Below are 21923 nucleotides of genomic sequence, written 5' to 3' on the forward strand. Positions count from 1 at the left end.
TGGAATCGCGACATTTCGTTATAGATGCTCGAAGTAGGATCAAACATGCAACTAGTTGCAGAATATGCTGAATAGGTAATAATGAATGCATCAGGAGAGTAAGTTGCGTTTCCTGATGAGGTGATGCGCAAAGAGTCGAAGCAGAAAAGCGATCCCGAAACTGAAGACGTTTTCCCGTTGGCAAATTGCATGCTTCATCCCCACTTCACCCACACTCTATCGCCCCTCCATCCGCGCTAGCGAAGCTGCATCTCCGACTCTCCACGGCGATGCCGCAATGCCTCACACTTCCCCCGCCTACGATCACGATGTGGTCATCGTTGGCGCCAGTTTCGCCGGTGCCGCCTGCGCACTGGCTGCTGCCCAGTACGGCCTGCGCGTCTGCGTGCTGGAACGCAAGGCCGACCCCGGCGGGCGGCTGCACACCACCGGCATCGTGGTGAAGGAAGCGATGGAGCAGACCTGGCTGGGGCGCATGCCCGAACATCTGGTGCAACGGGTCGCCAACGTGCGCCTCTATGCGCCGAACCTGCGCAGCGTATTGCTGGCCGCACCGGGTTACTACTTCCTCACCACCGATACGCCGAACCTGATGCGCTGGCTGGCCAGCGAACTGCATGCGAACGGTGTCGACCTGCGCCTGCAGCAGTCCTTCACCGACGCCCATCGCCGCGGTGACGGCTGGCAGGTGGAAGGGGCAGGGAGCTGCGCCTATCTGGTTGGCGCCGATGGCGCGCGCTCACGCGTGGCCCGGCGCACCGGCCTCGGCCAGGTACGTGACAACCTCTACGGCGTAGAACGTGAGTTCGCCGGTCAGCAGGTGGCGCAGGGCGATGCGCTGCATTGCTTCGTCAGCAAGCGCTACGCGCCGGGTTACATCGGCTGGGTCGCGCAGAATCCGACCGGCCTGCAGGTCGGGTTGGCGTTGCGTCATGACCCGCGACAGGCGCGGCTGCCGGATATTGATGGTTTCCTTGAGCATGTGCGCGATGTGGTCGGCATCCCGCCATCTGCGCGTCCCTCGGCCACCCGCGCTGGCCTGGTGCCCTGCGGCCGACCGGATGGGCCGATCACCGGCCGGCGCGTGATCCTGACCGGCGACGCGGCGGGCATCGTCTCGCCGCTGTCCGCCGGGGGCATTCACTCCTCGTGGCGGCACGGCTGGGCGGTCGGCGAGGCGATGGCCCGCCATCTGCGTGGGCAAGGGCCGGAAGCGGAACGGGTGGCGCGGCAGGTGGCTCCGGCATTCCATGGCAAGCGCCTGCTGCGCTGGGCAATGGATCATCTGCAGGCCGACTGGCCGCTCAACGCGCTGCTGCACACGGCGGCCGCGCGGCGCATTGCCGAGCAGGTCTACTTCCACCGCCGCGGCCTGCGCACGTGACGTGCGCTTTGCCAATGTAATTCCAGAATTCTGTATTTATATGACTGAATTTCCAAATAAGACGCAGAATTCGGGAATTAAATCAATTGAATGGAATTGGGATTAATTCTATAATTTTGGGTGTTAAACGGCATAGAGAGGGGATGATGCACGCTATGTTGGATTTAAGCTTCAGCAAGCCCAGCGAGGTCGTCAAGCGACTCTGCGGGCGCTTGCGCACAGAGCGCATGGCGTTGGGCATGACACAGTCGGATCTGGCCGGGCGTGCCGGCATTGGTACCAACACCGTGTCCAACCTGGAGGCGGGGCGCAATGTTGGCTTCGAGGCGGTGGTCCGCGTGGCGATGGTCCTTGGTCGGATCAACGAGCTCGAAGGCCTGTTCCAGCCAAAGTTGGACAGCATCGAAGACATTCGGCGCTACGAAGAGGCTGCGAACCGCCTCCGGACGAAGAGGAAGCCCCGTAATGCCTGAACAGGTGAAGGTCTTCTACGAAGGGTGGGGAGAGCGATGGCACTGGGGAACGCTGATCTCCAGCATCGCCCTCACCGGTCGCCCGCTGGTCGCGTTCGAGTACAGCAACGAGGCCCGGCGAAGGGGACTGGAACTGTCTTCGTACAAGCTGCCGCTGGCCGGCCCTCCGTTGCGGCGGGATTTCCCGGACCATCAGCTGCAACTGCCCGGGCCTGTGTATGACGCGTTGCCAGACGGCTGGGGCATGCTGCTGATGGACCGCATGTTCAGGCGCCGCGGAATCAACGCAGCACGCATTGGCCCGCTCCAGCGGCTGGCCTATATCGGTGGCAACGCGATGGGGGCCATGACGTTTGAGCCCGTGGCGCCCGAAGGTGAGGCGCCGAAGGTCCATATACCGCTCGAGCAGCTTTCCGCGGAAGTGCAGCAGGTGCTCCACGGAGAAGGTGGTGAGTTCCTGCAGACCTTGCTGCTGGTGGGTGGTTCGCCCCAAGGTGCAAGGCCCAAGGCCCTGGTCTATCGCGATCCGCGATCGGGCGCGTTCACCACGGCCGTCACGCCCGGCTTCGAAGCCTGGTTGATCAAGTTCCCGGCCAGAGAAGAGCATGCCGAGGTGTGCGCCATCGAAATGGTCTACGCCGAGTGCCTGCGCAGGTGTGGCATCGAGACCCCGGACACGCAGTACTTCAGCCTGCCCAACGGGCTGGCCGCGTTTGCCAGCAAGCGCTTTGATCGCCACGATGGGTTGCGTGTGCCGATGCAGAGTCTTGCTGCATTCACGGGCGCCAGCTACCAGACGGCGGGGTCGTTGGACTATGTCAACTTCCTGCGCGCGACCCGGTTGTGCACCAATGACGTGCGGCAAATGGCCGTGGCCTTTGAACGTGCGGTCTTCAACGTTGCGTTCAACAACCGGGACGATCATCCGAAAAACTTTGCCTACATCATGTCGCCGGATGGGCAATGGCGTTTGGCTCCGGCCTACGACGTGACCTTCTGCGAAGGACCCAACGGATATCACCAGATGGACGTCATGGGGGAGGCACTGGAGATTTCCCGTGCTGACCTGCTTCGCCTTGCCGAAGAGGCAGAAGTGCAGCACGCGGACGCCAGTCTGGCGATTGGCAGCATTTGCGACGTGGCCAGCCAATTCACGGAAATCGCCAACAGCATGTACTCAAACGTTATTGCTCAAGACACCTTGATCATGATCCAGGGACGCATCAACGAGAACGTAGCTCTGTTGCGGGAAGTCCGGCGTGGCCTGCGGACCTGAGGGCCGGGTCCAAGGGCCTGAACGCCGCCCCACAATGCGGCCGAAAATTCCTGTTGACGCCGTGCAGCAATATCGACACAATAGCGCTCCTTCGACGCAGGTCGAACGAAATCTGCGGGAATAGCTCAGTTGGTAGAGCGCAACCTTGCCAAGGTTGAGGTCGCGAGTTCGAGTCTCGTTTCCCGCTCCAGATTCAAGAAGAACGCTCCCGAAAGGGAGCGTTTTTCGTTTGTCACACCGGTTGCACCACCACCGCGTCAGCGTGCCTTGCCGGGCAGGGCGCTGCACCAGGTCCGGGCATTCTGCCGGTCGAAACCGGGGCAGCGGTTGTCCTGCGGGATGTAGACGTAGGGAACGTCATCCTCGTAGGTGAAGTGGTAGTAGTAGGTGCGCTCCTTCCCATACAACCAGTAGTTCGACGAGCCGTCGTTGATCGCATACGGCTCGAAGGTGAGGATCGAGGATTCGGCGGGAATGAAGTTGCTGCGCTCCATCAGTAGCAGCAGGGCGTTCGAGACCAGTGGGGTGGTCAGGACGAGCACGATCACACTGACAGTCGCTGTCGTGATCGAGCCAATCAGCAGCCAACGGCGAGGGTGTTTCACGGTCGTGCAGCATCGAAGCAAGGAATTGCCGCAATGTGCAATACGCCGTGAAGTCGTCCAGTGTTCCGTGCCGGGAACGCATTGAAAGCGTAGTGAAAGGCTGGGTCGGCGTTGCCTGAACCGCACGCGTGCTGTGACCTTTTTCGGACGATTTCTCCATGTTCGCTCCACAATCGCACGGTAGCCTTCATGCTCCTTCTACACGTTGGCGGGCTGGTGGTCAGGCGTATCACTTCAGTGGCAGTGCCCAGGACAGGGCGAGGACTCTCCCTCCAGGCAGTGCTGCGCCCCGGCGCGTTGTTGGCAACCCTGGCCTTGGCGGGTTGCATGTCGGTGTCCGTCCCGGACCTGCCTGATCGCACCCCCAGCACCTGGACCCAGGTGCCGCAGGGCCAGGGCGTGGCGGTGGATGCCAGGCAGTGGTGGAAGGTGCTGGCCGACCCGGCGCTGGACGGCCTGGTCGACCGGGCCATCGCCGGCAACCTTGATCTGCAGCAGGCCACGTTGCGCCTGCAGTCAGTGCGGATCGTCGCCGGCACCTCGGATTCGCGCTTCCTGCCGGAGATCTCGGCCAGCGCCAAGCAGGTACAGGACGCCGCCGCGGTCGACACCTATTTCCATGCAGGCATCGAAGCGATCTGGGACCTGGGCCTGTTCGGCGCCGCCGAGAGTGCCCATCTCAGCGCGCAGGCCTCGGCCGGCAATGCCGAGGCGTTGCGCAATGCCGCACAAGTGGCGGTGATCGCCGACGTGGTGCGCAGCTATCTGGACCTGACCGTAGCGCAGGCCCAGCAGGATCTACTGGTCAGACAGCAGGCCGTGGATGATCGCGGCGAACAACTGGCACTGGTTCGCCTGCGCCTGCGCCTGGATGAGCCGGGCGAGCTGGAACGCCTGCGTGCACGCCAGGCCGCCACCCGTGCCGCCATCGCACAGGCTCGGGAAAACGCCGACAACGCGGCCCGCGCGCTGGCATTGCTGCTGGGCCGTGACGGCCCGGATCCGGCCTGGCGCGCGTATCGCACGCCGCCGACGCTGGGCACGTTCTCGCTGCAGCAGGTTCCCGCGGATCTGCTGCGCCACCGCCCGCAGATCCTGCTGGCTGAATCAGAGGTGATGCAGGCAGCGGCCAGCAAGGGTTCGGCGCGCGCAGCGATGTATCCACGGGTCAGCCTTGGCGGCTCCATCCTGTACGCGTACAACCTCACCCAGAACGCCCGTTCCAATTCCGACTCCAGCCCGTCGATCGGCCCGTACATCGATATTCCGCTGTGGGACTGGGGCCAGCGCCGCGCGCGGTTCCATGCCGACGAGAAGCAACTGGACGCCGCCTTGCTCGGCTACCGCAAGGCCGTGCTGGAAGGCGTTAGCGAAGTGGAAGGTGCACTGGGTAGCCTGGCGCGCCAGGACAGCAGCATCCAATCGCTGCGTGCGGCCAATGATGCCGCCAACCAGCAGGTCAAGCGGCAGGCGCGGCAGGTGCAGCTGGGCCTGTCCAGCGAGTTCGACGGGCTGGATACGCAGCGTGCCGCATTGGCCTCGCAGGCTGACCTGATCGGTGCGCAGGGCGCGCGCGTGCTGGCCTTTGCATCGCTGTACCGCGCCCTCGGCGGTGCCCCGCTGCCTGCCGAGGGTGAGGGCGAACCACAATGATCGCACTCGCGCGCAAGACCCTGGCCTATGAGTGGCGCCGGTTCCTGCCGGTGGTGCTGGCGATGTGTTTCGCCGGTGTGCTGTTGATCGTGCAGGCCGCACTGGTGCTGGGCATCTTCGGTACCGCCGCGATCTACGTGAAGGCGTCCTCGGCCGATATCTGGGCTGGTTTCCCCGGCACCCAGAGCGTCAATTACGGCCATGCAATCAGCGCGGATGTGGAAAGCCATCTGCGCATGGACCCGGATGTCACCCGCGTCGAGCCCTACGAGTGGGTCGATGGCGAATGGCGGTCCGGCGCGCAGGGCACCGGCAATGTGTCGGTGTACCTGTCCGGCATCTCCACCCGGGACGACGCGATGATGTTCGCGCGCATCCTCCCTGCGAACCTGCGCGCGCAGCTTCGCGAGCCGGGTGCGGTGATCGTCGACAGCGCCGATCTGGATACGCTGGGCGTGGACCTGCAGAACAACCGTGCCTGGATCAATGGCAAGGCGGTGCGCGTGGTCGCTGCACAACCGGGCCTGCGGGGCCTTGGCGGTGTCAATGTACTGGCCTCGCTTGACACCGCGCGCGCCATCGCCGGCACCGACCCACACGAGGGAAGCACCTATTTCGTGGCGGGCCTGCGCTCGCCGCAACTGGCCGACCGCGTGCGTGACCGCCTGGCCGCGTCGATGGGCCAGGCCACACCGGTCGAGTTCTGGACCGCGCCGGCGTTCGCCAGCCGTTCGCAGCAGTATTGGCTGTTCGATACCGGCGCAGGTATCGCCGTGTTGTTCATGGCCGTCATCGTCTGCTTCGTCGGTGCGGTGATCACCAATCAGTCGTTCGCCTCGGTGGTGGCCGGCTCGGTACGCGAGTACGCCACGCTCAATGCACTCGGTGCAGGCCGCTATGCGCTGGCACGGGTGGTGTTCGAGCAGGCATTACTGATTGGTGGCGTGGGCATGCTGCTGGCGGCGGCGTTCAGCACCGTGGTGCTGCTGATCGCGCAGACCCAGCGCGTACCGGTGCAGCTGACGCCGATGGTGATCCTCGGCTGCGTGGCGCTGGTGGCGGTGATGGCCATGCTCTCCAGCATCATGGCGGTGCGCAGTGTCGTCCGCTCCGATCCATCGTTGCTGCTGCGTTGAGGACCGGCCGATGACTTCCGCACGCACCGTCGCCCCGACCCTGCAGGCCGACGCATTGGAAAAAGGCTTCATGTCCGGTGATGTGCAGGTGCCGGTGCTGCGTGGCCTGTCGCTGGACATCTATCCCGGCGAGCTGACCCTGGTATCCGGCCCGTCCGGCTGCGGCAAGAGCACGCTGCTGTCGCTGCTGTCCGGCCTGTCCGCGCCCGATGGCGGTCGCGTGCACGCGCTGGGCCAGGACGTGGGCCACATGACCCGCAGGGAAGTGGAGCGTTTCCGCCTGCACCATGTCGGCTTCGTGTTCCAGGGCTTCAACCTGTTCCCGGCACTGACCGCGCTGGAGCAGGTGCAGCTGCCACTGGGCTACCGCGGCATGCGCAATCGCGAAAGCGAGCCGCTGGCCCGCCAGGCGCTGGAAGAAGTCGGCCTCAGCCATCGCAGCCACATGCGCCCGGCGCAGCTGTCCGGTGGCGAGAAACAGCGCGTGGCGGTTGCCCGCGCGTTTGCCAAGTCGCCAACCCTGATCTTCGCAGACGAACCCACCAGCGCGCTGGATGCCGAGAACGGCCAGCGCGTGATCGACATCCTGCATCGCTACGCACGTGCGCATGGCGCCACCGTGCTGTGCGTGAGCCACGATCCGCGCCTGATCCGGCATGCCGATCGGGTGATCGCCATGGAAGACGGCATGGTCCGTGATGACCGCCGCCAGAACGAAACCGTAGAGTCCGCCCCATGACCAAGACGTCGCACCTGCTTCCCCTCAGCCTGGCCCTGTCCGCGGCACTGCTGCTCGGCGCCTGTTCCAGGGAAGCGCCCACCGCCGCGTCGGCCCCCTCAGGCAAGGCGGGTACTGCCGCCGACGGCAAGGTTGCCGTGGCGCGGGGCATCATTGACGTCGAAGGTGGCCTGATCGCACTGGCACCGCCGGTGGATGGCTCGATCACTGCAGCGCCGGTGAAGGAAGGCGCCACGGTGAAGAAGGGGCAGCTGCTGCTGTCGCTGGATGGTGCCCTGCTGCAGCAGGAGGTGGCGATGGCCAGCGCCGATCTGGCCTTGGCCAATGACCGCCTGAAGGGCAGCCAGGCGCAGCTGCGCGAACTGGAGCGCAACGCCACTCGCCTGTCCACGGGCGCCAGCGAAGGCGTGTCCTCGAACCAGCAGGCCGATGCAGCCAAACAGCAACTGGCCGGCGTGCGCGCCGATGTCGACGTGGCCGGTGCGCAGGTCGACATGGCGCAGCACAAGCTGGAGCACGCGAAGCTGAAACTGCAGCAGATGTCGTTGAGCGCGCCGGAAGCCGGCACCGTGGTCGGCCAGGTGCCGGGCGTCGGTGCCTTCGTGCAGGCGGGCAAGCCGGCGATCTCGTTGTTGCCGGCGCGCCCGCTGCAGGTGCGCGCCGAACTCAGCGCCGCCTACGCCGATGCCGTGCAGGTGGGCATGAAGGCTACTGTCGTGCCGGATAGTGATGGTGCGGAGAACACGGGCACGCTGCCGCCTGCACGCGTGGTGCGCATCAGTCCGGTGTTCGCGCAGGCACGCCTGCCTGAAGATGCAGGGCGTGGCGTGGCCAAAGTGGTGGAGTGCGTGCTGGAGTTCGATGGGCAAGCCAAGGCGCGCTTCGGCCAGAACGTGCGGGTGGAGTTCCGGAAGTAGGCCTCTAGCGCTGCGGCGGGGGAGTCTGTGGTGAACCGCGCCGCCAGAGCGCCCGCCACGCGCTCACCGCCGACACCCCGCACAGCGCCAGCAGCAGGCCCACGTCCAACAGCAGCAGCCACAGCAGGTGCATGCCTTGTACCGGCGGCTGGTGCATCGCCGACAGCATCCACGGCACCGACCACAGCACCAGCAGGGCGAAGGCGATCAGCAGGCGCAGCCACAGGCGTTTCAGTCTCCATGGCCGCACGATCAAGGCGGCCACCACCAGTTCGACCGTGCCCAGCAACGCGAACACGATGACAGTGCTGGTCGGGTAGGGCGACTCGGCGCCTTCCAGGTGGTGCAGCAGCCAGTAGTCCGGGGTGAAACCGGCATTGACCAGCGCGGCGATCAGCGCCAGCCAGGTCAGCGCGACCAGCAACCAGAACAGGCGGACGTAGCGTCTCGGCATCGGTGGTGTCCGTGCTTGGGCGGGGCAGCGTACCCCAGCGCGGACGCCCGTGACCGCATGATGTGAAGACTGTTGACGGCGTGAAGGAATTTGGACACAATGGCGCTCCTTCGACGCAGGTCGAACGGAATCTGCGGGAATAGCTCAGTTGGTAGAGCGCAACCTTGCCAAGGTTGAGGTCGCGAGTTCGAGTCTCGTTTCCCGCTCCAGATTCTACAGGGCCCCGGTAGGGGCCTTGTTTTTCTCCCGCCACGGCAAGGCGGGGCACGTTGGGCCACAAGGCTTTACGCGCAGTCAGAAAGGTGAAATCGCTGGTGTGTTTTCCGGATTTCCGGTAGCATGTCGGCTTACGCGGGAATAGCTCAGTTGGTAGAGCGCAACCTTGCCAAGGTTGAGGTCGCGAGTTCGAGTCTCGTTTCCCGCTCCATGTTCCGACAGGCCCCATCTTGGGGTTTTGTCTTGTCAGGGCTACGTTCCTGGCGCGCAGTACGTTGGCCTCATGGCAGAGTGGCTATGCACCGGATTGCAAATCCGTTTACAGCGGTTCGATTCCGCTTGAGGCCTCCAATTGAAAAGCCCTGACTCCGGTCAGGGTTTTTTTGTTTGGCTGCGATCAATTCCCCGCTCGCGCGATCACCGCCCGGCAGTCAGTCATGGCAGATGCGGTGGCGCTACACTCGTGTGATGAACCAGATTGATCACTTCCGCGGCGCCTTGCTCGGCCTCGCGTGCGGCGATGCCGTCGGTACCACGCTGGAGTTCAAGCCTCGTGGCAGCTTCACCCCGATTACCGACATGGTGGGGGGGGGGCCGTTCCAGCTGCAGCCGGGGCAATGGACCGACGATACCTCCATGGCGATGTGCCTGGCCGAGAGCCTGGTGCGTTGTGACACCTTCGATGTGCACGATCAGATGAACCGCTACGCCAACTGGTACCAGCATGGGTACTGGAGTGCGACCGGCGAGTGCTTCGATATCGGTATGGCAACGCGGGCTGCCATCGACCGGTTCCTGCAGGACGGCCAACCGCTGGCGGGTAGTGACGACCCACGCAGCGCTGGCAATGGCTCGATCATGCGTTTGGCGCCGGTGGCATTGCGCTACGCCGGGACTCCCGACCTGCAGGCAATGGCCGAGCTGAGTTCGCGAACGACGCACGCTGCGCAGGAGTGCCTGGAGGCGTGCCGCTTGCTGGCGGTCGCGCTGGAGCGGGCGTTGGCAGGTGGCACCCGTGACGCGGTACTGGATCTCAGCAATGTCCCTGTCGAGAGCGCGCGGCTGCGGCAGATCGCGGCGGGCGGCTACCGCGGTGCCGCGCGTGAGCAGATCCGTGGCAATGGCTATGTTGTCGACAGTCTGGAAGCTGCATTCTGGTGCTTTGATCGCCACGACACCTTTGAAGCCGTCGTACTCGAGGCGGCCAATCTTGGCGAGGACGCCGACACCACGGCCGCCATTGCGGGGCAGCTGGCGGGCGCATTCCATGGTGCGCGCGGAATCCCCGGGCGGTGGTTGCAGCGGCTGGCCCTGCGTGCCGAAATCCAGGCGCTGGCCGATGCGCTGCACGCCTTGAACCAGGGCAGCGACCGCGCTGCGTGAGTCGGGTTCCCTGCCTGTGAACTGCGCCGGCAGGGCGCTCCCTGCGGCCGCCATTTCCGACGCCGCGCTGCTTCACCTGCAGCCGTTCGCCGCGCCCCGGTCGCCAGTCTCAGCCGGCCACGACATGGAAAGGCGCTATGGTCGAGTTCCACGTCTCAGGGAGCCGCAATGGCGAGCAAGGACATCACGCGTCGTTCCAGCCACGGAGCGAAACGGAAATGAGCAAAGTCACGGCAGATGTGCGCTGGTTGACCTTCCGCTTGAAGAACGGGCAATCCATTGGCCCGGATCGGCTGAAGGACGGATGGGTCATCGCCTCGGAAACCGCCCGCTGCGGGGTGCGCCGCGAGCATATCGAAGGGTCGGGCCTGGTGTATGCCCTGTACGCGCCGGCCAACCTGGCCTCACCACGGCGCGCGGAAATGCGCATGCGCGAATTCCTGATGAGCTCGGGCTATACCTTCACGATGGGCACGCTGGGCGGCTGACCTGCGCGCGGGCCGCGATTGCTCAACGCTGCGCGGCCTTCAGCGCCTCGATGATCTGCGCGCCGGAGAAGCCACAATGGCCTTCGCCAACGCGCGGCAGCACCTGTGGCAGCGGGCGGGCGCCGGCCCGTGCGGCCGTCTGCGGATACACCGTCTGCATGCGCGGCACGATCGTCGGGTCGTTGTTGTTGAACTGGATCACCAGTGGTCGCCTCAACGCACCGCTCAATGCCAGCTCCCTGCGGACAGCGGCCTGCGCGGCAGGCACGGCATCGACACGTTGCACGCCGGCATTGAACGCCATGTCGTCACCGAAGCCGCTGTAAGCCACACCTGTGTTGCCCACCGGCATGCCGCCACTGCGCGTGGCCAGTTCGTGCAGGACCAGTGCATGCAGGCTGATCGTGCCGGCCAGTGCATCAGCGGACACCTGCAGCCGCTGTGCCAGCAACGCGGCATGCGAGGGGCTGCGTTGCAGCGCATTGGAGATGCCCTGGTACAGTTCGCCCTGTGGCAGCGCAGCCGCGTCGCGTGAGACCAGTCCCGCAGCCGGCAGGCCTTCGGCCTTGGCAAAGAAATAATCGAAAGCGACCAGCGTGGTCAGCAGATCACTCGCGATCTGTTCGCCACTGAGATTGGCGCCGCATAGCGACACCCCACCGGCGTAGTGTTGCGGGAACCGTTCGAGGCTGGCGAGGGTCACGGCGCCGCCCATCGAAAATCCCAGCATCCAGATATGGCGCACATGCTTGAGCTCAGCCACTGCATGCAGGCGCAGGCGTTCCATGTCGGTGATCGCATCGGCCACCGCCCAGCCCTGGCTGGCATAGGCGCTCTGCGCGACGGCGTAGCCTGCCGCCAGCAGTGGCGCGGTGCCGTCATTGGCAGCCATCGGCGTAGCACGTGGCATGCCTACCGGCTCGTAGCCGTGCGCCAGCATCACCAGGTCACCGTTCCAGTCGGCCGGCACGTCCAGGCGCCACGGCGCGCCCTGCAGCTCGCCGCTCAGCGTGCGTGCCGCCGTTGGCGCTGACGCCAGCAAGGTCGTCGAAGGCAGCAGCAGGCCGAGGGCGAGGGCGCATCGAAGCAGGGCGGGCATCGGGGTCATTCCATGCGGGAATGACCCCGAGCATAGATGCCAGCGAAATGTTGCGCGCGCTGCACTGCCGCAGGAAGGGCGGGCTGGGGGGGCGCCCGCTCCCCGAGTTGATCACGTCCGCTACGGGAGGATTCCGATACGATGTGTCGCCTTGATCTCTTTCTACTTTACCCAGGGTCCCGTCATGGTCGACCGGCTCGCCATTCTGCTTGAACGCTTTGCGGTTACCGCCTCGGTGTTCCATGCCGGCGCGCTGTGCGGCATCAACTCGCTGGCGGGCGAGGATGACGCCGGGCAGCTGCATCTGGTGCGACGTGGCCCGTTGCAGGTCAGCCATGGCCAGCAGACCGTCCAGGTCGAGGTGCCGAGCCTGCTGCTGTACCCACGGCCGATGCCGCATCGATTCAGTACCGATCCGCAGCATGGCGCCGACATGGCCTGCGCCAATCTGCATTTCGAGGGCGGGCGGCTCAACCCGATCAGCGCGGCGTTGCCCGATTTCATCTGCCTGCCGCTGGCCGATCTGTACGGCGGCAACGCAGCGCTGGAGCTGCTGTTCGAAGAAGCCTTCGAGCAGCGCTGCGGGCGTGCGGCGATGGTCAACCGGCTGTTCGAGGTGGTGATGATCCAGGTGCTGCGGCAGCTGATGGAAGGGGGCGAGATGCGTGGTGGCCTGTTTGCCGGGCTGGGGCATCCGCGGCTGCGGCTGGCGCTGGTGGCGATGCATGAGGCGCCCGCACAGTCCTGGACCCTGGAAGACCTGGCCGAGGTGGCCGGCATGTCACGCAGCGTCTTTGCTGCCAGTTTCCGTGAGGCGATGGGCACTACCCCGGGCCAGTACCTGCAGGGTTGGCGGGTGGGCCTGGCACAGCAGGCGCTGCGCCAGGGGCGCCCATTGAAGCGGATCGCTGACGACGTCGGCTATGGCAGCGAAGCCGCACTGTCGCGCGCATTCAAGGCACATACCGGACAGTCGCCGCGGGAGTGGCGCGGACAGGCCCGCGCCGGCGCGGGCTGAGCCTCAGCCCAGCACCAGCCGGGCCAGTTTCATGCCACCGAACAGGCCGACCAGGCCCAGTGCCACCGAACCGCCGGCATACAGCGCCGCCAGGCCATGCTGGCCGCGCTGCAGCAGCAGTCCGATTTCCAGCGCGTAGGTGGAAAATGTGGTGTAGCCGCCGAGGACGCCGGTGGCCAGCAGAAGGCGCAACTGCGGCGAGGCGCCATTGCGCAGGGCGAAGGCTTCGACCAGCACGCCCATCAGCAGTGCACCGCTGATGTTGATCAGGAAGGTCGACCATGGCCACGGGCTGCCGACTGATACCCGCGAACCGATCAGGTTGCAGGCATAGCGAAGGCAGGCGCCGAGCCCGCCGCCGATGAAGACCAGCAGATAATTGTTCAATGCGTGCATCACGTGCCTCGGTTGCGGGTTCGCTGATTCGATGGCGAACGCCGACGGCAGGCACGGCCCGCCATCGACGAAGACCGGTTCGTCCTGGCAGGAGCCATCAGCCCTTTCGGGCGGTTATCGGGGGAGCCCCATCCCCATCCGCGACCATGCTACCAGTGGTAGTGCATTCACGTCATCGAGGTCGTCAGCACCCGGATGACCTTGCTGCGGCTGAAGCCGTCCATCAGCAGTTCGAAGGCCAGCAGGTCCAGGGCCGCGTGGCGGCGATGGTCGATCTGCAATCCCTTCTCCTCCACCAGATGGCTGACCAGTTCGTAGGCGTCCTGCCAGACATCCAGGTGGGCCTGGCTGGGGATATAGGTATTGCCCCGCTCACCGACGCCAAGCCCGCTCACGCCGTACAGCAGTTCACGCGCGTCCAGTTTGGCCGCATCGGCGATGCGGAACAGCTGTTCGGCCTTCACATGGGCGGGGCTGACATGGTCGTTGAGCCAGTTGCTGATGGTTGCCGTCGTCGAATCGGCGGCGCGGGCCAGATCGGCCGGGCGAGGGTGCCCGGCTTTCTTCATGGCAATGGCGAGTCGTTGGCCGAGAGTATTCATCTATGCAAGCCAGCTTAACGCGTGGATCGCAAAGTTCCCTTGTTCCAAGAATAAGTCTGGTTAACAGAAGGACCGACCGTGACCGAATTCTGGAGCAAGGGGCAGGTGCGCGCCCGGCTGGGTTTCCGGACCGATGCCGAACTGGCGCGCTTTTTTGGCATAAGCCGATCTGCCGTGTCGCAATGGCCCAAGAACTTCCCGATTCCTGCGCTACGCCAATACATCCTGCATCAGCGCTATCCCAACCTGTTCCCCGCGACTGAGGATACGCAGGGCGAGTAAGCCTCAACTGCGCCGCCTTTTGTCGCATATAGCACCCTAAGCGGCATTTGCTAAGTATGCTTAGCAATATTGGAAACTTCGATGAAACGGGGCTGGCCCATCGATGGCGCCTACCAGGGCGGGACCGGGGAAATCGGGGCAGTGTGTCGGGTCCGACCCATCCGGGCACCCCGTCTCCCCGTATGTGGTTTCGTGAACGATTAATAATTTCGATCACGAAAGTCGCGGTATGTAATTGACCTGTCGTGAAATCTATGACTAATTGGGATCAACCGGACGTGAAGCCCGGGAGTCTTTCAGTAGCTCGCAAGTGAGTCGGTAGACCGTCAACGATGCAGGACAAGTCCAACGGAGGTCGTATGGAATACGGCATGCATGGCTTGGCTGAACGGGTACGCCGCGAACTGGAAGCCAGTTATCACAAACACGGATGCGGTCCGGCGTTCTGGGATACCTACCAGCAGGTGCTGGACCGCCTGGTCCCGCAGGGGACCGAGCGTACCGAAGTCACCAATGAAATGGCGCTGATCATCGAGCAGCTGGGCATCGTCCGACGTGCGCAGCTGGTGCCGCCGCACGCCAACGGGCCGCGTTGATCCGTTGATTCAAAGCAGGCGCCAGGCGCCGCAGGCCAACAGCGCCAGCAGCATCGACAGCAGTGCCAGGGTCCGCGGTCGCCACCATTGCCGCGGTTGCCCGGCCATGGCCTGCGGACTGCAGTAGCGCACCAGCCCCGGGCCGAAACCGGCCTGGTGCTGCTGCTGCGAGCAGGCCTCCAGGCAGGCGCCGCAGGCCAGGCAATCGGCCTGAGGTCCCTGGCGGATATCCAGTTGCATCGGGCAGGCGCTGACACAGGCAGCGCAATCGGTGCAGTCGCCCAGGCGGTCGGCGCTGAAGGTGGGCATCGGTCCGGCCAGCAGCGGGTGTGCAGCGCGGAACACGTAGTCCTGCGCGGTGGTCGGGTCGAGCAGGCCACGGCCGCGTCCGAGCACGCCCCCCAGCCCCGACGGACGCATGCCGCGCGGTTCGCCGCGGCGCGCGTCGTACAACATGCGCGGTGTATGCGGATCGGTCAGCAGCGGCTGCAGGCGCGCGAACGGGCACAGCGAACGGCACACCTGCTCGCGCAGGAAGCCGGCATTGCCCCAGGTGGCGGCGGCATAGAACAGCACCCAGAACGTTTCCCAGCCGCTCCAGCCGGCATGCGGCGCGGCGGCCACCAGTTCTTCGATCGGGCTGAACAGACCGACGAACGTGATGCCGGTCCACAGCGACAGCAGCCCCCATGCCAGCTGGGTGGCAGGGCCCACGACGGGCGCTGGCAAGGCCCGGGCCATGGCGCGCGCAATCCAGTCGAAGGCGCGGCGCCATAGCGTCTGCGGGCAGGCGTGGCCGCACCAGATGCGGCCGGCGAGGTGGGTGAGCAGCGCGAGGCCCACCGCCAGCACCGCCAGCAACCCGATCAGCACGCCGACATCGCTGGGCCACAATGTCCAGCCAAACAGGTCAAAGCGCCGTGCGTTGATGTCCAGCAGCAGGGCCTGCCGCCCATCCCAGCGCAGCCATGGCAGGGCATAGAACAAGGCCAGCAAGAGCATGCTGAGCGCGGCGCGCCAATGCCAGCGGCGTGGGATTCCGGTGCAGGGCGTACTCATCCCAGCGGCAGCTCGTCGTCGTCGTCGCTTGGCATCGGTCGCTGCAGGTACCAGGTGACCGCGCTGGACAGTGCAGTCACCGACCAGAACATGAAGAATCCTGCCGTATAGCCCAGTTCGCGGCTGATCGCCGTACCCGGAAAGCTGATCGCCTGCAGACGCAGCGGGTCGACAAAGGCGAAGAACACCACGCTGGCCAGGCCTGCAGCGATGAAGCTGGGCCAAAGGATGGCGCCCCAGTGCTGGATCAGCTGCTGGCGGCGGCTGGGAGAGGGTCTGTTCATGCTGTCCCGGATCGGAATGAGGGCGGCGCGTATACTCCGCCGAGGCTGGCGCAGCATCCGCAGGGCATGCTTCCTGCAGGCGTGCCAGCCTAGGTGCAGCGGACTGCGCCGACATTGATCTGGATCAACGGCGGTGCCGGCCAGCTACGGCACACTGCCGGCAAGCTTTGGGTACCCGATGAACGCAATATCGCCACCTGTGCTGCCCGTCGCCTCGCCCGGGCTGTGCACCGAGCAGGAAGTGACCCGCCTGGTCCACGACTTCTATGCGCGCGTGCGCGAGGAAGAGCGGTTGGGGCCTGTGTTCGAGTCGCACGTCCACGACTGGCCGGAACACCTGGCGCAGCTGGTCGATTTCTGGTCGGCAATGCTGCGCGGCACGCGCCGCTTCAAGGGCTCGCCGATGTCCAAGCACATGGCCATCGAGCTGGACAAGGACCTGTTCGACCGCTGGCTGGTGCTGTTCCGGATCACCACCGCCGAGTGCGGCAACCCGCCCATGCAGGTGCTGGCCAACGACGTCGCCACGCGCATCGGTGACACCTTCTGGAAGCGCTACCAGATGCTGCGCTGGCCGCAGGTCGGCCTGCCGGTGCTGGGAATCCCCGCCCGCGATTGATCTGGGTCAAGGCGGTCGGGTACGCCCGGCGCGATGCTGGCGGCATGGACACGTTCTCTCCCGCCGCCGGCGGTCTTGCCTGGACCTTCGACCCCGACCTGCTGCGCCGGCATGACCGGCCGGGGCCGCGCTACACCTCGTATCCGACCGCGCCTCATTTCCACGATGGCTTCGATGCGCCGGCACTGCGCCAGGCAATCGCCGACAGCAACCAACTGGCCCGCGCGCTGTCGCTGTACGTGCATGTGCCGTTCTGCTCCAGCCCCTGCTTCTACTGCGGCTGCAACCGGGTGATCACCCGCGACCGCGGCCGTGGCCACAGCTACGTCGCGCGCGTGCTGGCCGAGGCCGACCTGCTGGCGCCGCAGTTCGAGGACGGCCGTGAGGTCATCCAGCTGCACCTGGGCGGGGGCACGCCGAACTTCCTCGAGGCCGAGGCGATGACCACGCTGGTGGAAGGACTGCGCCGACGCTTCGATTTCAGCGATTCGCCGCAGCGCGATTTCTCGATCGAACTCGATCCGCGCTTCATCGATACCCGCGATGTCGCCATGCTTGCACGGCTGGGCTTCAACCGCGCCAGCCTGGGCGTGCAGGATTTCGATCCACAGGTACAGGAAGCGATCAACCGCGTGCAGGGCGTGCAGCAGACGCTGGACATCCTGCAGGCCTGCCGCGACAGCGGCATGCGTTCGGTCAACGTCGACCTGATCTATGGGCTGCCGGGACAGAGCCTGGAAGGGTTTGGCCGCACCCTGGAACGGGTGCTGGCACTGCGCCCGGATCGCCTGGCGGTGTACGGCTACGCACACCTGCCGCATCTGTTCCGCGCACAGAAGCAGATCGACGAACGCCGCTTGCCTTCGCCGGAAGACAAGCTGGCGTTGCTGGGCCTGGCGGTGGAGAAACTCTCTGCGGCCGGCTACCAGTACATCGGCATGGATCACTTCGCATTGCCGGAAGAAGATCTGTCACGTGCGCAGCGCGCCGGGCAGCTGCATCGCAATTTCATGGGCTATACCACCCACGCCGATACCGATCTGCTCGGCCTGGGCGTGAGTGCGATCAGCCACATCGGTGCCACCTACAGCCAGAATCCGCGCGACCTGCCGTCGTGGGAGGATGCCGTGGACCAGGGGCAGTTGCCGGTGTGGCGCGGCGTGGCGCTCAGCGCCGACGACCAGCTGCGCGCAGAACTGATCCAGCAGCTGATGTGCCAGGGCGAAGTGGACGGTGCGGTGCTGGGCCAGCGCCATGGCGTGGATTTCGAGCAGTACTTCGCCGAAGACCTGCGTTCGGTGCAGCGGCTGCAGGAAGACGGCCTCGCCGAGTACCGTGACGGTGTAGTGCGCGCCAGCGAGCCTGGACGGCCGTTGCTGCGGCTGCTGGCGATGTGCTTCGACCCGTACCTGCGTGCCGCCTGCGAGCAGCCGCGCTACTCGCGTGCAATCTGACGTTCGTCGTGAAAAGTGCGATGGTGCCCGGAGCCGGAATCGAACCGGCATGGGGTTGCCCCCGGCGGATTTTAAGTCCGATGCGTCTACCAGTTTCGCCATCCGGGCCTGCAGCGCGGCGCCGATTGTAGCCCAGCTGCAGCATCCCGGCCGGATTGCAGTGGAGCGGCGGTGTGCTTAACTGTCGCTCCCATTCATGTCATAGTCCAAAGCCTCGTTCCCAGGGGGGGGAGCCACCCGATGTCGCTGCACGCGATTGCCTATGCCAGCGAGGCCCGCGCCGACCTGCAGACAACCGATCTTGACCGCCTGCTGGCCGATGCCACGGCATTCAACCGAGTAGCCGGTGTCACGGGTGTGCTGATGTTCGATGGCAGCCGTTTCCTGCAGTACCTGGAAGGCCCGGAGGATGGCATCGATTCGGTGTACCAGCGCATCGCCAATGCGCGCAGCCATGGACAACTGAAGGTGCTGTGCCGCGCGCCGGTGGCGCAGCGGGCATTCCCGCGCTGGTCGATGGGGACCCGGCGCATTGATACAGAACTGCTGGTACAGATCGTCGACGCCTCATGGCCGGGCTTCGTGCTTGGCGGCGGTGGCTTCGAGCGCCTGCTGCAGGCCTGGACCGGCGCCGATGGCGAACTGGAGCCGGCCGCGGTCGCACTGGGCTCCTGACCCCACCTTGGCGGCCGGGCACCCGGGCCGTTAGGCTGTAGCCTTTCTGGCATGGATCTTCCCGGAGTGGCAAAGCGAATGAGTAGGTCGGCCATGCCCATGGCAGTACGCATGCGATTTCAGCCGTTGCATGGGATGCGGCGTTGAGCGCGCCGCTTGCGGCAGCAGCGTCGCCGCGCTTCGCGGTGATCGGGCTGGGCTACGTGGGCCTGCCATTGGCGGTGGCCTTCGGCCGGCACTGGCCGACGCTCGGCTTCGACATCGATGCTGATCGCATCGCCGAGCTCCGCGACGGCCAGGACCATACGCTGGAACTGGAGGCCGATGAGCTGGCCAGTGCGCAGCAGTTGCAGTACGGCAGCGATCCGGCTTTGCTCGATGCCTGCAATGTCTACATCGTTACCGTGCCGACCCCGATCGATGCCTATGAGCAGCCCGATCTGGAGCCGCTGCGTTCGGCGACGCGGCTGATCGCCAGCCACCTGCGTGCGGGTGACCTGGTGATCTACGAATCCACGGTGTACCCCGGCACCACCGAAGAGGTCTGCGTGCCGCTGCTGGAGCAGCTTTCCGGGCTGCGCTTCAACGAAGACTTCTACTGTGGTTACAGCCCGGAGCGGGTCAGCCCCGGCGACCGCCAGCGGCGCCTGGCCGATATCCGCAAGATCACCTCGGGGTCGACACCGGAAGTGGCTGCGGTGATTGATGGCCTGTACCAGCGCATCATCGCCGCCGGTACCTTCCCGGCGCCGTCGATGCGTGTGGCCGAAGCGGCCAAGGTTGTGGAGAACATCCAGCGTGACGTCAACATCGCGCTGGTCAATGAGCTGGCGCTGATCTTCGACCGGCTCGGCATCGACACCCAGGATGTGCTCGACGCCGCCGGCAGCAAGTGGAACTTCCTGCCGTTCCGGCCGGGCCTGGTCGGCGGCCACTGCATCGGCGTGGACCCGTACTACCTGCTGCACAAGTCCGAGAGCGTGGGTTACCACCCGGACCTGATCCACACCGCGCGGCAGGTCAACAACCGCGTCGGTGAGCACGTGGCGTCGCGTGTGCTGGCAATGCTGGCCGAACGCGGCCGCGCACCTGCGCAGTCGCGTATCCTGGTGCTGGGCGTGACCTTCAAGGAGGATTGCCCGGACCTGCGCAACAGCCGCGCGCTGGAACTGGCGCAGCGCCTGCGTGATGCCGGCGCACAGGTGGAGGTCAGCGACCCGTGGGTCGGCCCGGCGGCATTGGCTGACGCGGGCGTGCACTGGCTGGCCGAGCCGGTGGCGGGGAGTTACGACGCCGTAGTTCTGGCAGTGGCCCATGCCCGATTCAAAGCCATGGATGACGCCGCAATCCAGGCGCTGCTGGCGCCCGGCGGCATCGTCTACGACGTGAAATCGGTCTGGCCGCGCAACGTGGTTGACGGTCGCCTGTAAACGCCGGTGATGGCCGGCGCGGTAGACTCGCAGTCAGTTGCAACCAAGGAACGCCATGCACCGGTATATCGTCTACCTGCTCGCCATCCTGATGTTTCCCATCTGCCTGTGGTTGGCCACGATCTGGCCGGCCTGGTACTGGGGCGTCGGCCTGACTGCCGCGATGGTGGCGCTGGGGACCTGGGATCTGCTGCAGAAGCGCAGCACGCTGCGCCGCAACTATCCGGTGATGGCGCATTTCCGCTATGGCCTGGAATCAATCGGCCCGGAAATCCGCCAGTACTTCGTGCAGAGCGACCTGGAGAACGTGCCGTTCTCGCGCCAGCAGCGTGCGCTGATCTACCAGCGCGCAAAGAACGAAATGGACACGGTGCCGTTCGGTACCCTGCGCAGTACCTATGCGGTGGATTACGAGTGGATCAACCATTCGCTGGCTCCCACCTCCATTGCCAAGCATGATTTCCGCGTGCTGATTGGGCCGAACTGCGCCAAGCCTTATTCGGCCAGCGTGTTCAACATCTCGGCGATGAGCTTCGGTTCGCTCTCGGCCAACGCGATCCGCGCACTGAACGAAGGTGCGCGGCGCGGTGGCTTCTACCACGACACCGGCGAAGGTTCGATTTCGCCCTACCACCGCGAGATGGGCGGCGATCTGGTCTGGGAAATCGGCTCGGGCTACTTCGGCTGCCGTGACGAGAAGGGTGGTTTCAGCGAAGAGCGCTTCGTCGCCAACGCTACCCACGACCAGGTCAAGATGATCGAGATCAAGCTGTCGCAGGGTGCCAAGCCGGGCCACGGCGGCGTGCTGCCGGCACCAAAGGTGACCGCCGAAATATCGGTGACCCGTGGTGTTCCGATGGGCGTGGACTGCGTATCGCCGTCGCGTCACTCGGCATTCTCGACGCCGGTCGAACTGTTGCAGTTCGTGGCCCGGCTGCGCGAGCTGTCCGGTGGCAAGCCGGTCGGTTTCAAGCTGGCCATCGGCCACCCCTGGGAATGGTTCGGCATCGCCAAGGCGATGCAGGAAAGCGGGCTGCTGCCGGACTTCATCGTGGTCGATGGTGCCGAGGGAGGCACCGGCGCGGCGCCGGCTGAATTCGTCGACCATGTCGGCGTACCGATGCATGAAGCACTGCTGCTGGTGCACAACACCCTGGTCGGCCTGGACCTGCGCGAGCGCATCCGCATCGGCGCCGCTGGCAAGATCACCAGTGCGTTCGACATCGCGCGCACCATCGCGCTGGGTGCCGACTGGTGCAATGCCGGCCGAGGCTTCATGTTCGCGCTGGGCTGCATCCAGTCGTTGAGCTGCCACACCGACAAATGCCCGACCGGCATCGCGACCCAGGACCCTGCGCGCTGGAAGCATCTGGATGCACCGGACAAGGCCACCCGTGTGTACAGCTATCACGAGCACACACTGCATGCCTTGAAGGAACTGTTGTGCGCGGCGGGCCTGAACGATCCGGCCGAGCTGGGGCCGGAGCACATCCTGCGTCGCGTGTCGCCGGTGGAAATCCGTTCGCTGGCGTCGCTTTACCGCTACCTGGAACCGGGCGAGCTGCTGCACAAGGTGCCCGACCATGCGGTATTCCATGCCTTCTGGGCTGATGCGCGCAGCGACTCGTTCCAGCCGCCGCCGAAGATCCAGGCTCTGCGCGCCAGCAAGTCGCGGTAGCGTGATG

General features: G+C 65.3%; 24 protein-coding genes, 5 tRNA genes and 1 riboswitch. Of the genes, 21 read left to right on the plus strand and 8 right to left on the minus strand.

The features are described 5' to 3' along the window. Window positions 1-277: 277 nt before the first annotated feature. The 4 genes from ACM0PY_RS07595 (at window position 278) to ACM0PY_RS07610 (ending at window position 3323) form a co-directional block, all read left to right on the plus strand. Window positions 278-1384 (plus strand): NAD(P)/FAD-dependent oxidoreductase, encoded by a 1107-nt coding sequence (locus tag ACM0PY_RS07595; RefSeq protein WP_180886224.1) that lies wholly within the window; start codon window positions 278-280, stop codon window positions 1382-1384. Window positions 1385-1530: 146 nt separating this feature from the next. Beyond that, window positions 1531-1857: a helix-turn-helix domain-containing protein gene (locus ACM0PY_RS07600; RefSeq protein WP_229766071.1), complete on the plus strand. Its 327-nt coding sequence runs from the start codon at window positions 1531-1533 to the stop codon at window positions 1855-1857. Then, complete coding sequence (locus ACM0PY_RS07605; protein WP_180886226.1) at window positions 1850-3133, plus strand: type II toxin-antitoxin system HipA family toxin; 1284 nt, start codon at window positions 1850-1852, stop codon at window positions 3131-3133. The genes ACM0PY_RS07600 and ACM0PY_RS07605 overlap by 8 nt, the downstream gene beginning before the upstream one ends. 114 nt (window positions 3134-3247) lie before the next feature. Continuing rightward, window positions 3248-3323: transfer RNA gene (locus ACM0PY_RS07610), tRNA-Gly, on the plus strand. Window positions 3324-3390: 67 nt separating this feature from the next. Here the strand turns inward: ACM0PY_RS07610 and ACM0PY_RS07615 are convergent. Continuing rightward, entirely contained in the window at window positions 3391-3681 is a 291-nt protein-coding gene (locus ACM0PY_RS07615) for a hypothetical protein (protein WP_235646612.1), read from the minus strand. 246 nt (window positions 3682-3927) lie between these two features. On the opposite strand from ACM0PY_RS07615, the gene ACM0PY_RS07620 reads away from it, so the two are divergent. The 4 genes from ACM0PY_RS07620 to ACM0PY_RS07635 are packed head-to-tail and all read left to right on the plus strand — an operon-like array spanning window position 3928 to window position 8183. Beyond that, on the plus strand, window positions 3928-5391 hold the full coding sequence (locus tag ACM0PY_RS07620) for an efflux transporter outer membrane subunit (protein WP_180895428.1): 1464 nt from the start codon (window positions 3928-3930) through the stop codon (window positions 5389-5391). Continuing rightward, window positions 5388-6527 (plus strand): ABC transporter permease, encoded by a 1140-nt coding sequence (locus tag ACM0PY_RS07625; RefSeq protein ID WP_069137934.1) that lies wholly within the window; start codon window positions 5388-5390, stop codon window positions 6525-6527. Before ACM0PY_RS07620 ends, ACM0PY_RS07625 begins: the two co-directional genes overlap by 4 nt. A gap of 10 nt (window positions 6528-6537) precedes the next feature. After that, a complete protein-coding gene (locus tag ACM0PY_RS07630) occupies window positions 6538-7266 on the plus strand; it encodes an ABC transporter ATP-binding protein (protein ID WP_180884727.1) in 729 nt (242 codons plus the stop codon). Further along, window positions 7263-8183, plus strand: a complete 921-nt coding sequence (locus ACM0PY_RS07635; protein WP_180884729.1) for an HlyD family secretion protein — start codon at window positions 7263-7265, stop codon at window positions 8181-8183. The genes ACM0PY_RS07630 and ACM0PY_RS07635 overlap by 4 nt, the downstream gene beginning before the upstream one ends. 4 nt (window positions 8184-8187) lie before the next feature. On the opposite strand, the gene ACM0PY_RS07640 is transcribed toward ACM0PY_RS07635, so the two are convergent. Beyond that, a complete protein-coding gene (locus ACM0PY_RS07640) occupies window positions 8188-8637 on the minus strand; it encodes a hypothetical protein (protein ID WP_180884731.1) in 450 nt (149 codons plus the stop codon). 133 nt (window positions 8638-8770) lie between these two features. On the opposite strand from ACM0PY_RS07640, the gene ACM0PY_RS07645 reads away from it, so the two are divergent. The 5 genes from ACM0PY_RS07645 (at window position 8771) to ACM0PY_RS07665 (ending at window position 10724) form a co-directional block, all read left to right on the plus strand. Then, a tRNA-Gly gene (locus tag ACM0PY_RS07645) sits at window positions 8771-8846 on the plus strand. A gap of 142 nt (window positions 8847-8988) precedes the next feature. Continuing rightward, window positions 8989-9064, plus strand: a tRNA-Gly gene (locus ACM0PY_RS07650). A 66-nt stretch (window positions 9065-9130) separates the two neighbouring features. Next, window positions 9131-9204, plus strand: a tRNA-Cys gene (locus ACM0PY_RS07655). A 117-nt stretch (window positions 9205-9321) separates the two neighbouring features. Continuing rightward, window positions 9322-10236, plus strand: a complete 915-nt coding sequence (locus ACM0PY_RS07660; protein ID WP_180886026.1) for an ADP-ribosylglycohydrolase family protein — start codon at window positions 9322-9324, stop codon at window positions 10234-10236. Window positions 10237-10454: 218 nt separating this feature from the next. After that, window positions 10455-10724: a hypothetical protein gene (locus ACM0PY_RS07665; RefSeq protein WP_005415995.1), complete on the plus strand. Its 270-nt coding sequence runs from the start codon at window positions 10455-10457 to the stop codon at window positions 10722-10724. Window positions 10725-10746: 22 nt separating this feature from the next. Here ACM0PY_RS07665 and ACM0PY_RS07670 read toward each other — a convergent pair whose 3' ends face one another. Continuing rightward, window positions 10747-11823 (minus strand): alpha/beta hydrolase family protein, encoded by a 1077-nt coding sequence (locus ACM0PY_RS07670; RefSeq protein WP_180886028.1) that lies wholly within the window; start codon window positions 11821-11823, stop codon window positions 10747-10749. A gap of 184 nt (window positions 11824-12007) precedes the next feature. On the opposite strand from ACM0PY_RS07670, the gene ACM0PY_RS07675 reads away from it, so the two are divergent. Continuing rightward, window positions 12008-12841 carry an AraC family transcriptional regulator gene (locus ACM0PY_RS07675; protein ID WP_005415997.1) on the plus strand — a complete coding sequence of 278 codons (834 nt, stop codon included), beginning with the start codon at window positions 12008-12010 and terminating at the stop codon, window positions 12839-12841. A gap of 3 nt (window positions 12842-12844) precedes the next feature. Here ACM0PY_RS07675 and crcB read toward each other — a convergent pair whose 3' ends face one another. Together crcB and ACM0PY_RS07685 are read right to left on the minus strand one after the other, a co-directional pair. Then, window positions 12845-13237, minus strand: a complete 393-nt coding sequence (gene crcB, locus ACM0PY_RS07680; protein WP_111202146.1) for a fluoride efflux transporter CrcB — start codon at window positions 13235-13237, stop codon at window positions 12845-12847. Between the two features lie 81 nt (window positions 13238-13318). Then, a riboswitch (Fluoride riboswitch) is annotated at window positions 13319-13382 on the minus strand. 22 nt (window positions 13383-13404) lie between these two features. After that, complete coding sequence (locus ACM0PY_RS07685; protein ID WP_061478466.1) at window positions 13405-13806, minus strand: helix-turn-helix domain-containing protein; 402 nt, start codon at window positions 13804-13806, stop codon at window positions 13405-13407. A 111-nt stretch (window positions 13807-13917) separates the two neighbouring features. Between ACM0PY_RS07685 and ACM0PY_RS07690 the strand changes: the two genes are divergently transcribed. Together ACM0PY_RS07690 and ACM0PY_RS07695 are read left to right on the plus strand one after the other, a co-directional pair. Continuing rightward, window positions 13918-14121 carry a helix-turn-helix domain-containing protein gene (locus ACM0PY_RS07690; RefSeq protein ID WP_005416000.1) on the plus strand — a complete coding sequence of 68 codons (204 nt, stop codon included), beginning with the start codon at window positions 13918-13920 and terminating at the stop codon, window positions 14119-14121. A 359-nt stretch (window positions 14122-14480) separates the two neighbouring features. Then, window positions 14481-14717, plus strand: coding sequence for a hypothetical protein (locus ACM0PY_RS07695; protein WP_005416001.1), 237 nt, complete (start codon window positions 14481-14483; stop codon window positions 14715-14717). A gap of 9 nt (window positions 14718-14726) precedes the next feature. On the opposite strand, the gene ACM0PY_RS07700 is transcribed toward ACM0PY_RS07695, so the two are convergent. Both ACM0PY_RS07700 and ACM0PY_RS07705 read right to left on the minus strand, forming a co-directional pair. Continuing rightward, window positions 14727-15776 carry a 4Fe-4S dicluster domain-containing protein gene (locus ACM0PY_RS07700; RefSeq protein WP_180886030.1) on the minus strand — a complete coding sequence of 350 codons (1050 nt, stop codon included), beginning with the start codon at window positions 15774-15776 and terminating at the stop codon, window positions 14727-14729. Continuing rightward, complete coding sequence (locus ACM0PY_RS07705; protein WP_014036651.1) at window positions 15773-16060, minus strand: hypothetical protein; 288 nt, start codon at window positions 16058-16060, stop codon at window positions 15773-15775. The genes ACM0PY_RS07700 and ACM0PY_RS07705 overlap by 4 nt, the downstream gene beginning before the upstream one ends. A gap of 178 nt (window positions 16061-16238) precedes the next feature. Between ACM0PY_RS07705 and ACM0PY_RS07710 the strand changes: the two genes are divergently transcribed. Both ACM0PY_RS07710 and hemN read left to right on the plus strand, forming a co-directional pair. After that, window positions 16239-16679, plus strand: a complete 441-nt coding sequence (locus ACM0PY_RS07710; RefSeq protein ID WP_180886032.1) for a group III truncated hemoglobin — start codon at window positions 16239-16241, stop codon at window positions 16677-16679. A 44-nt stretch (window positions 16680-16723) separates the two neighbouring features. Continuing rightward, window positions 16724-18133: an oxygen-independent coproporphyrinogen III oxidase gene (hemN, locus tag ACM0PY_RS07715; RefSeq protein ID WP_100477872.1), complete on the plus strand. Its 1410-nt coding sequence runs from the start codon at window positions 16724-16726 to the stop codon at window positions 18131-18133. A gap of 21 nt (window positions 18134-18154) precedes the next feature. Here the strand turns inward: hemN and ACM0PY_RS07720 are convergent. Further along, window positions 18155-18241: transfer RNA gene (locus tag ACM0PY_RS07720), tRNA-Leu, on the minus strand. A 132-nt stretch (window positions 18242-18373) separates the two neighbouring features. On the opposite strand from ACM0PY_RS07720, the gene ACM0PY_RS07725 reads away from it, so the two are divergent. From ACM0PY_RS07725 to ACM0PY_RS07735, 3 genes are all read left to right on the plus strand, one after another. Then, window positions 18374-18808, plus strand: a complete 435-nt coding sequence (locus ACM0PY_RS07725) for a BLUF domain-containing protein (RefSeq protein WP_088497736.1) — start codon at window positions 18374-18376, stop codon at window positions 18806-18808. 143 nt (window positions 18809-18951) lie between these two features. Beyond that, window positions 18952-20238 carry a nucleotide sugar dehydrogenase gene (locus ACM0PY_RS07730; protein ID WP_180886034.1) on the plus strand — a complete coding sequence of 429 codons (1287 nt, stop codon included), beginning with the start codon at window positions 18952-18954 and terminating at the stop codon, window positions 20236-20238. Between the two features lie 55 nt (window positions 20239-20293). Next, the gene (locus ACM0PY_RS07735) at window positions 20294-21916 is read left to right on the plus strand and encodes an FMN-binding glutamate synthase family protein (protein ID WP_180886036.1); all 1623 of its coding nucleotides are present in this window, start codon (window positions 20294-20296) and stop codon (window positions 21914-21916) included. The last annotated feature ends 7 nt before the right edge of the window (window positions 21917-21923 follow it).

This window comes from Stenotrophomonas sp. BR163 (genome assembly GCF_047520985.2).
In the GTDB taxonomy this organism is placed as follows: domain Bacteria; phylum Pseudomonadota; class Gammaproteobacteria; order Xanthomonadales; family Xanthomonadaceae; genus Stenotrophomonas; species Stenotrophomonas sepilia.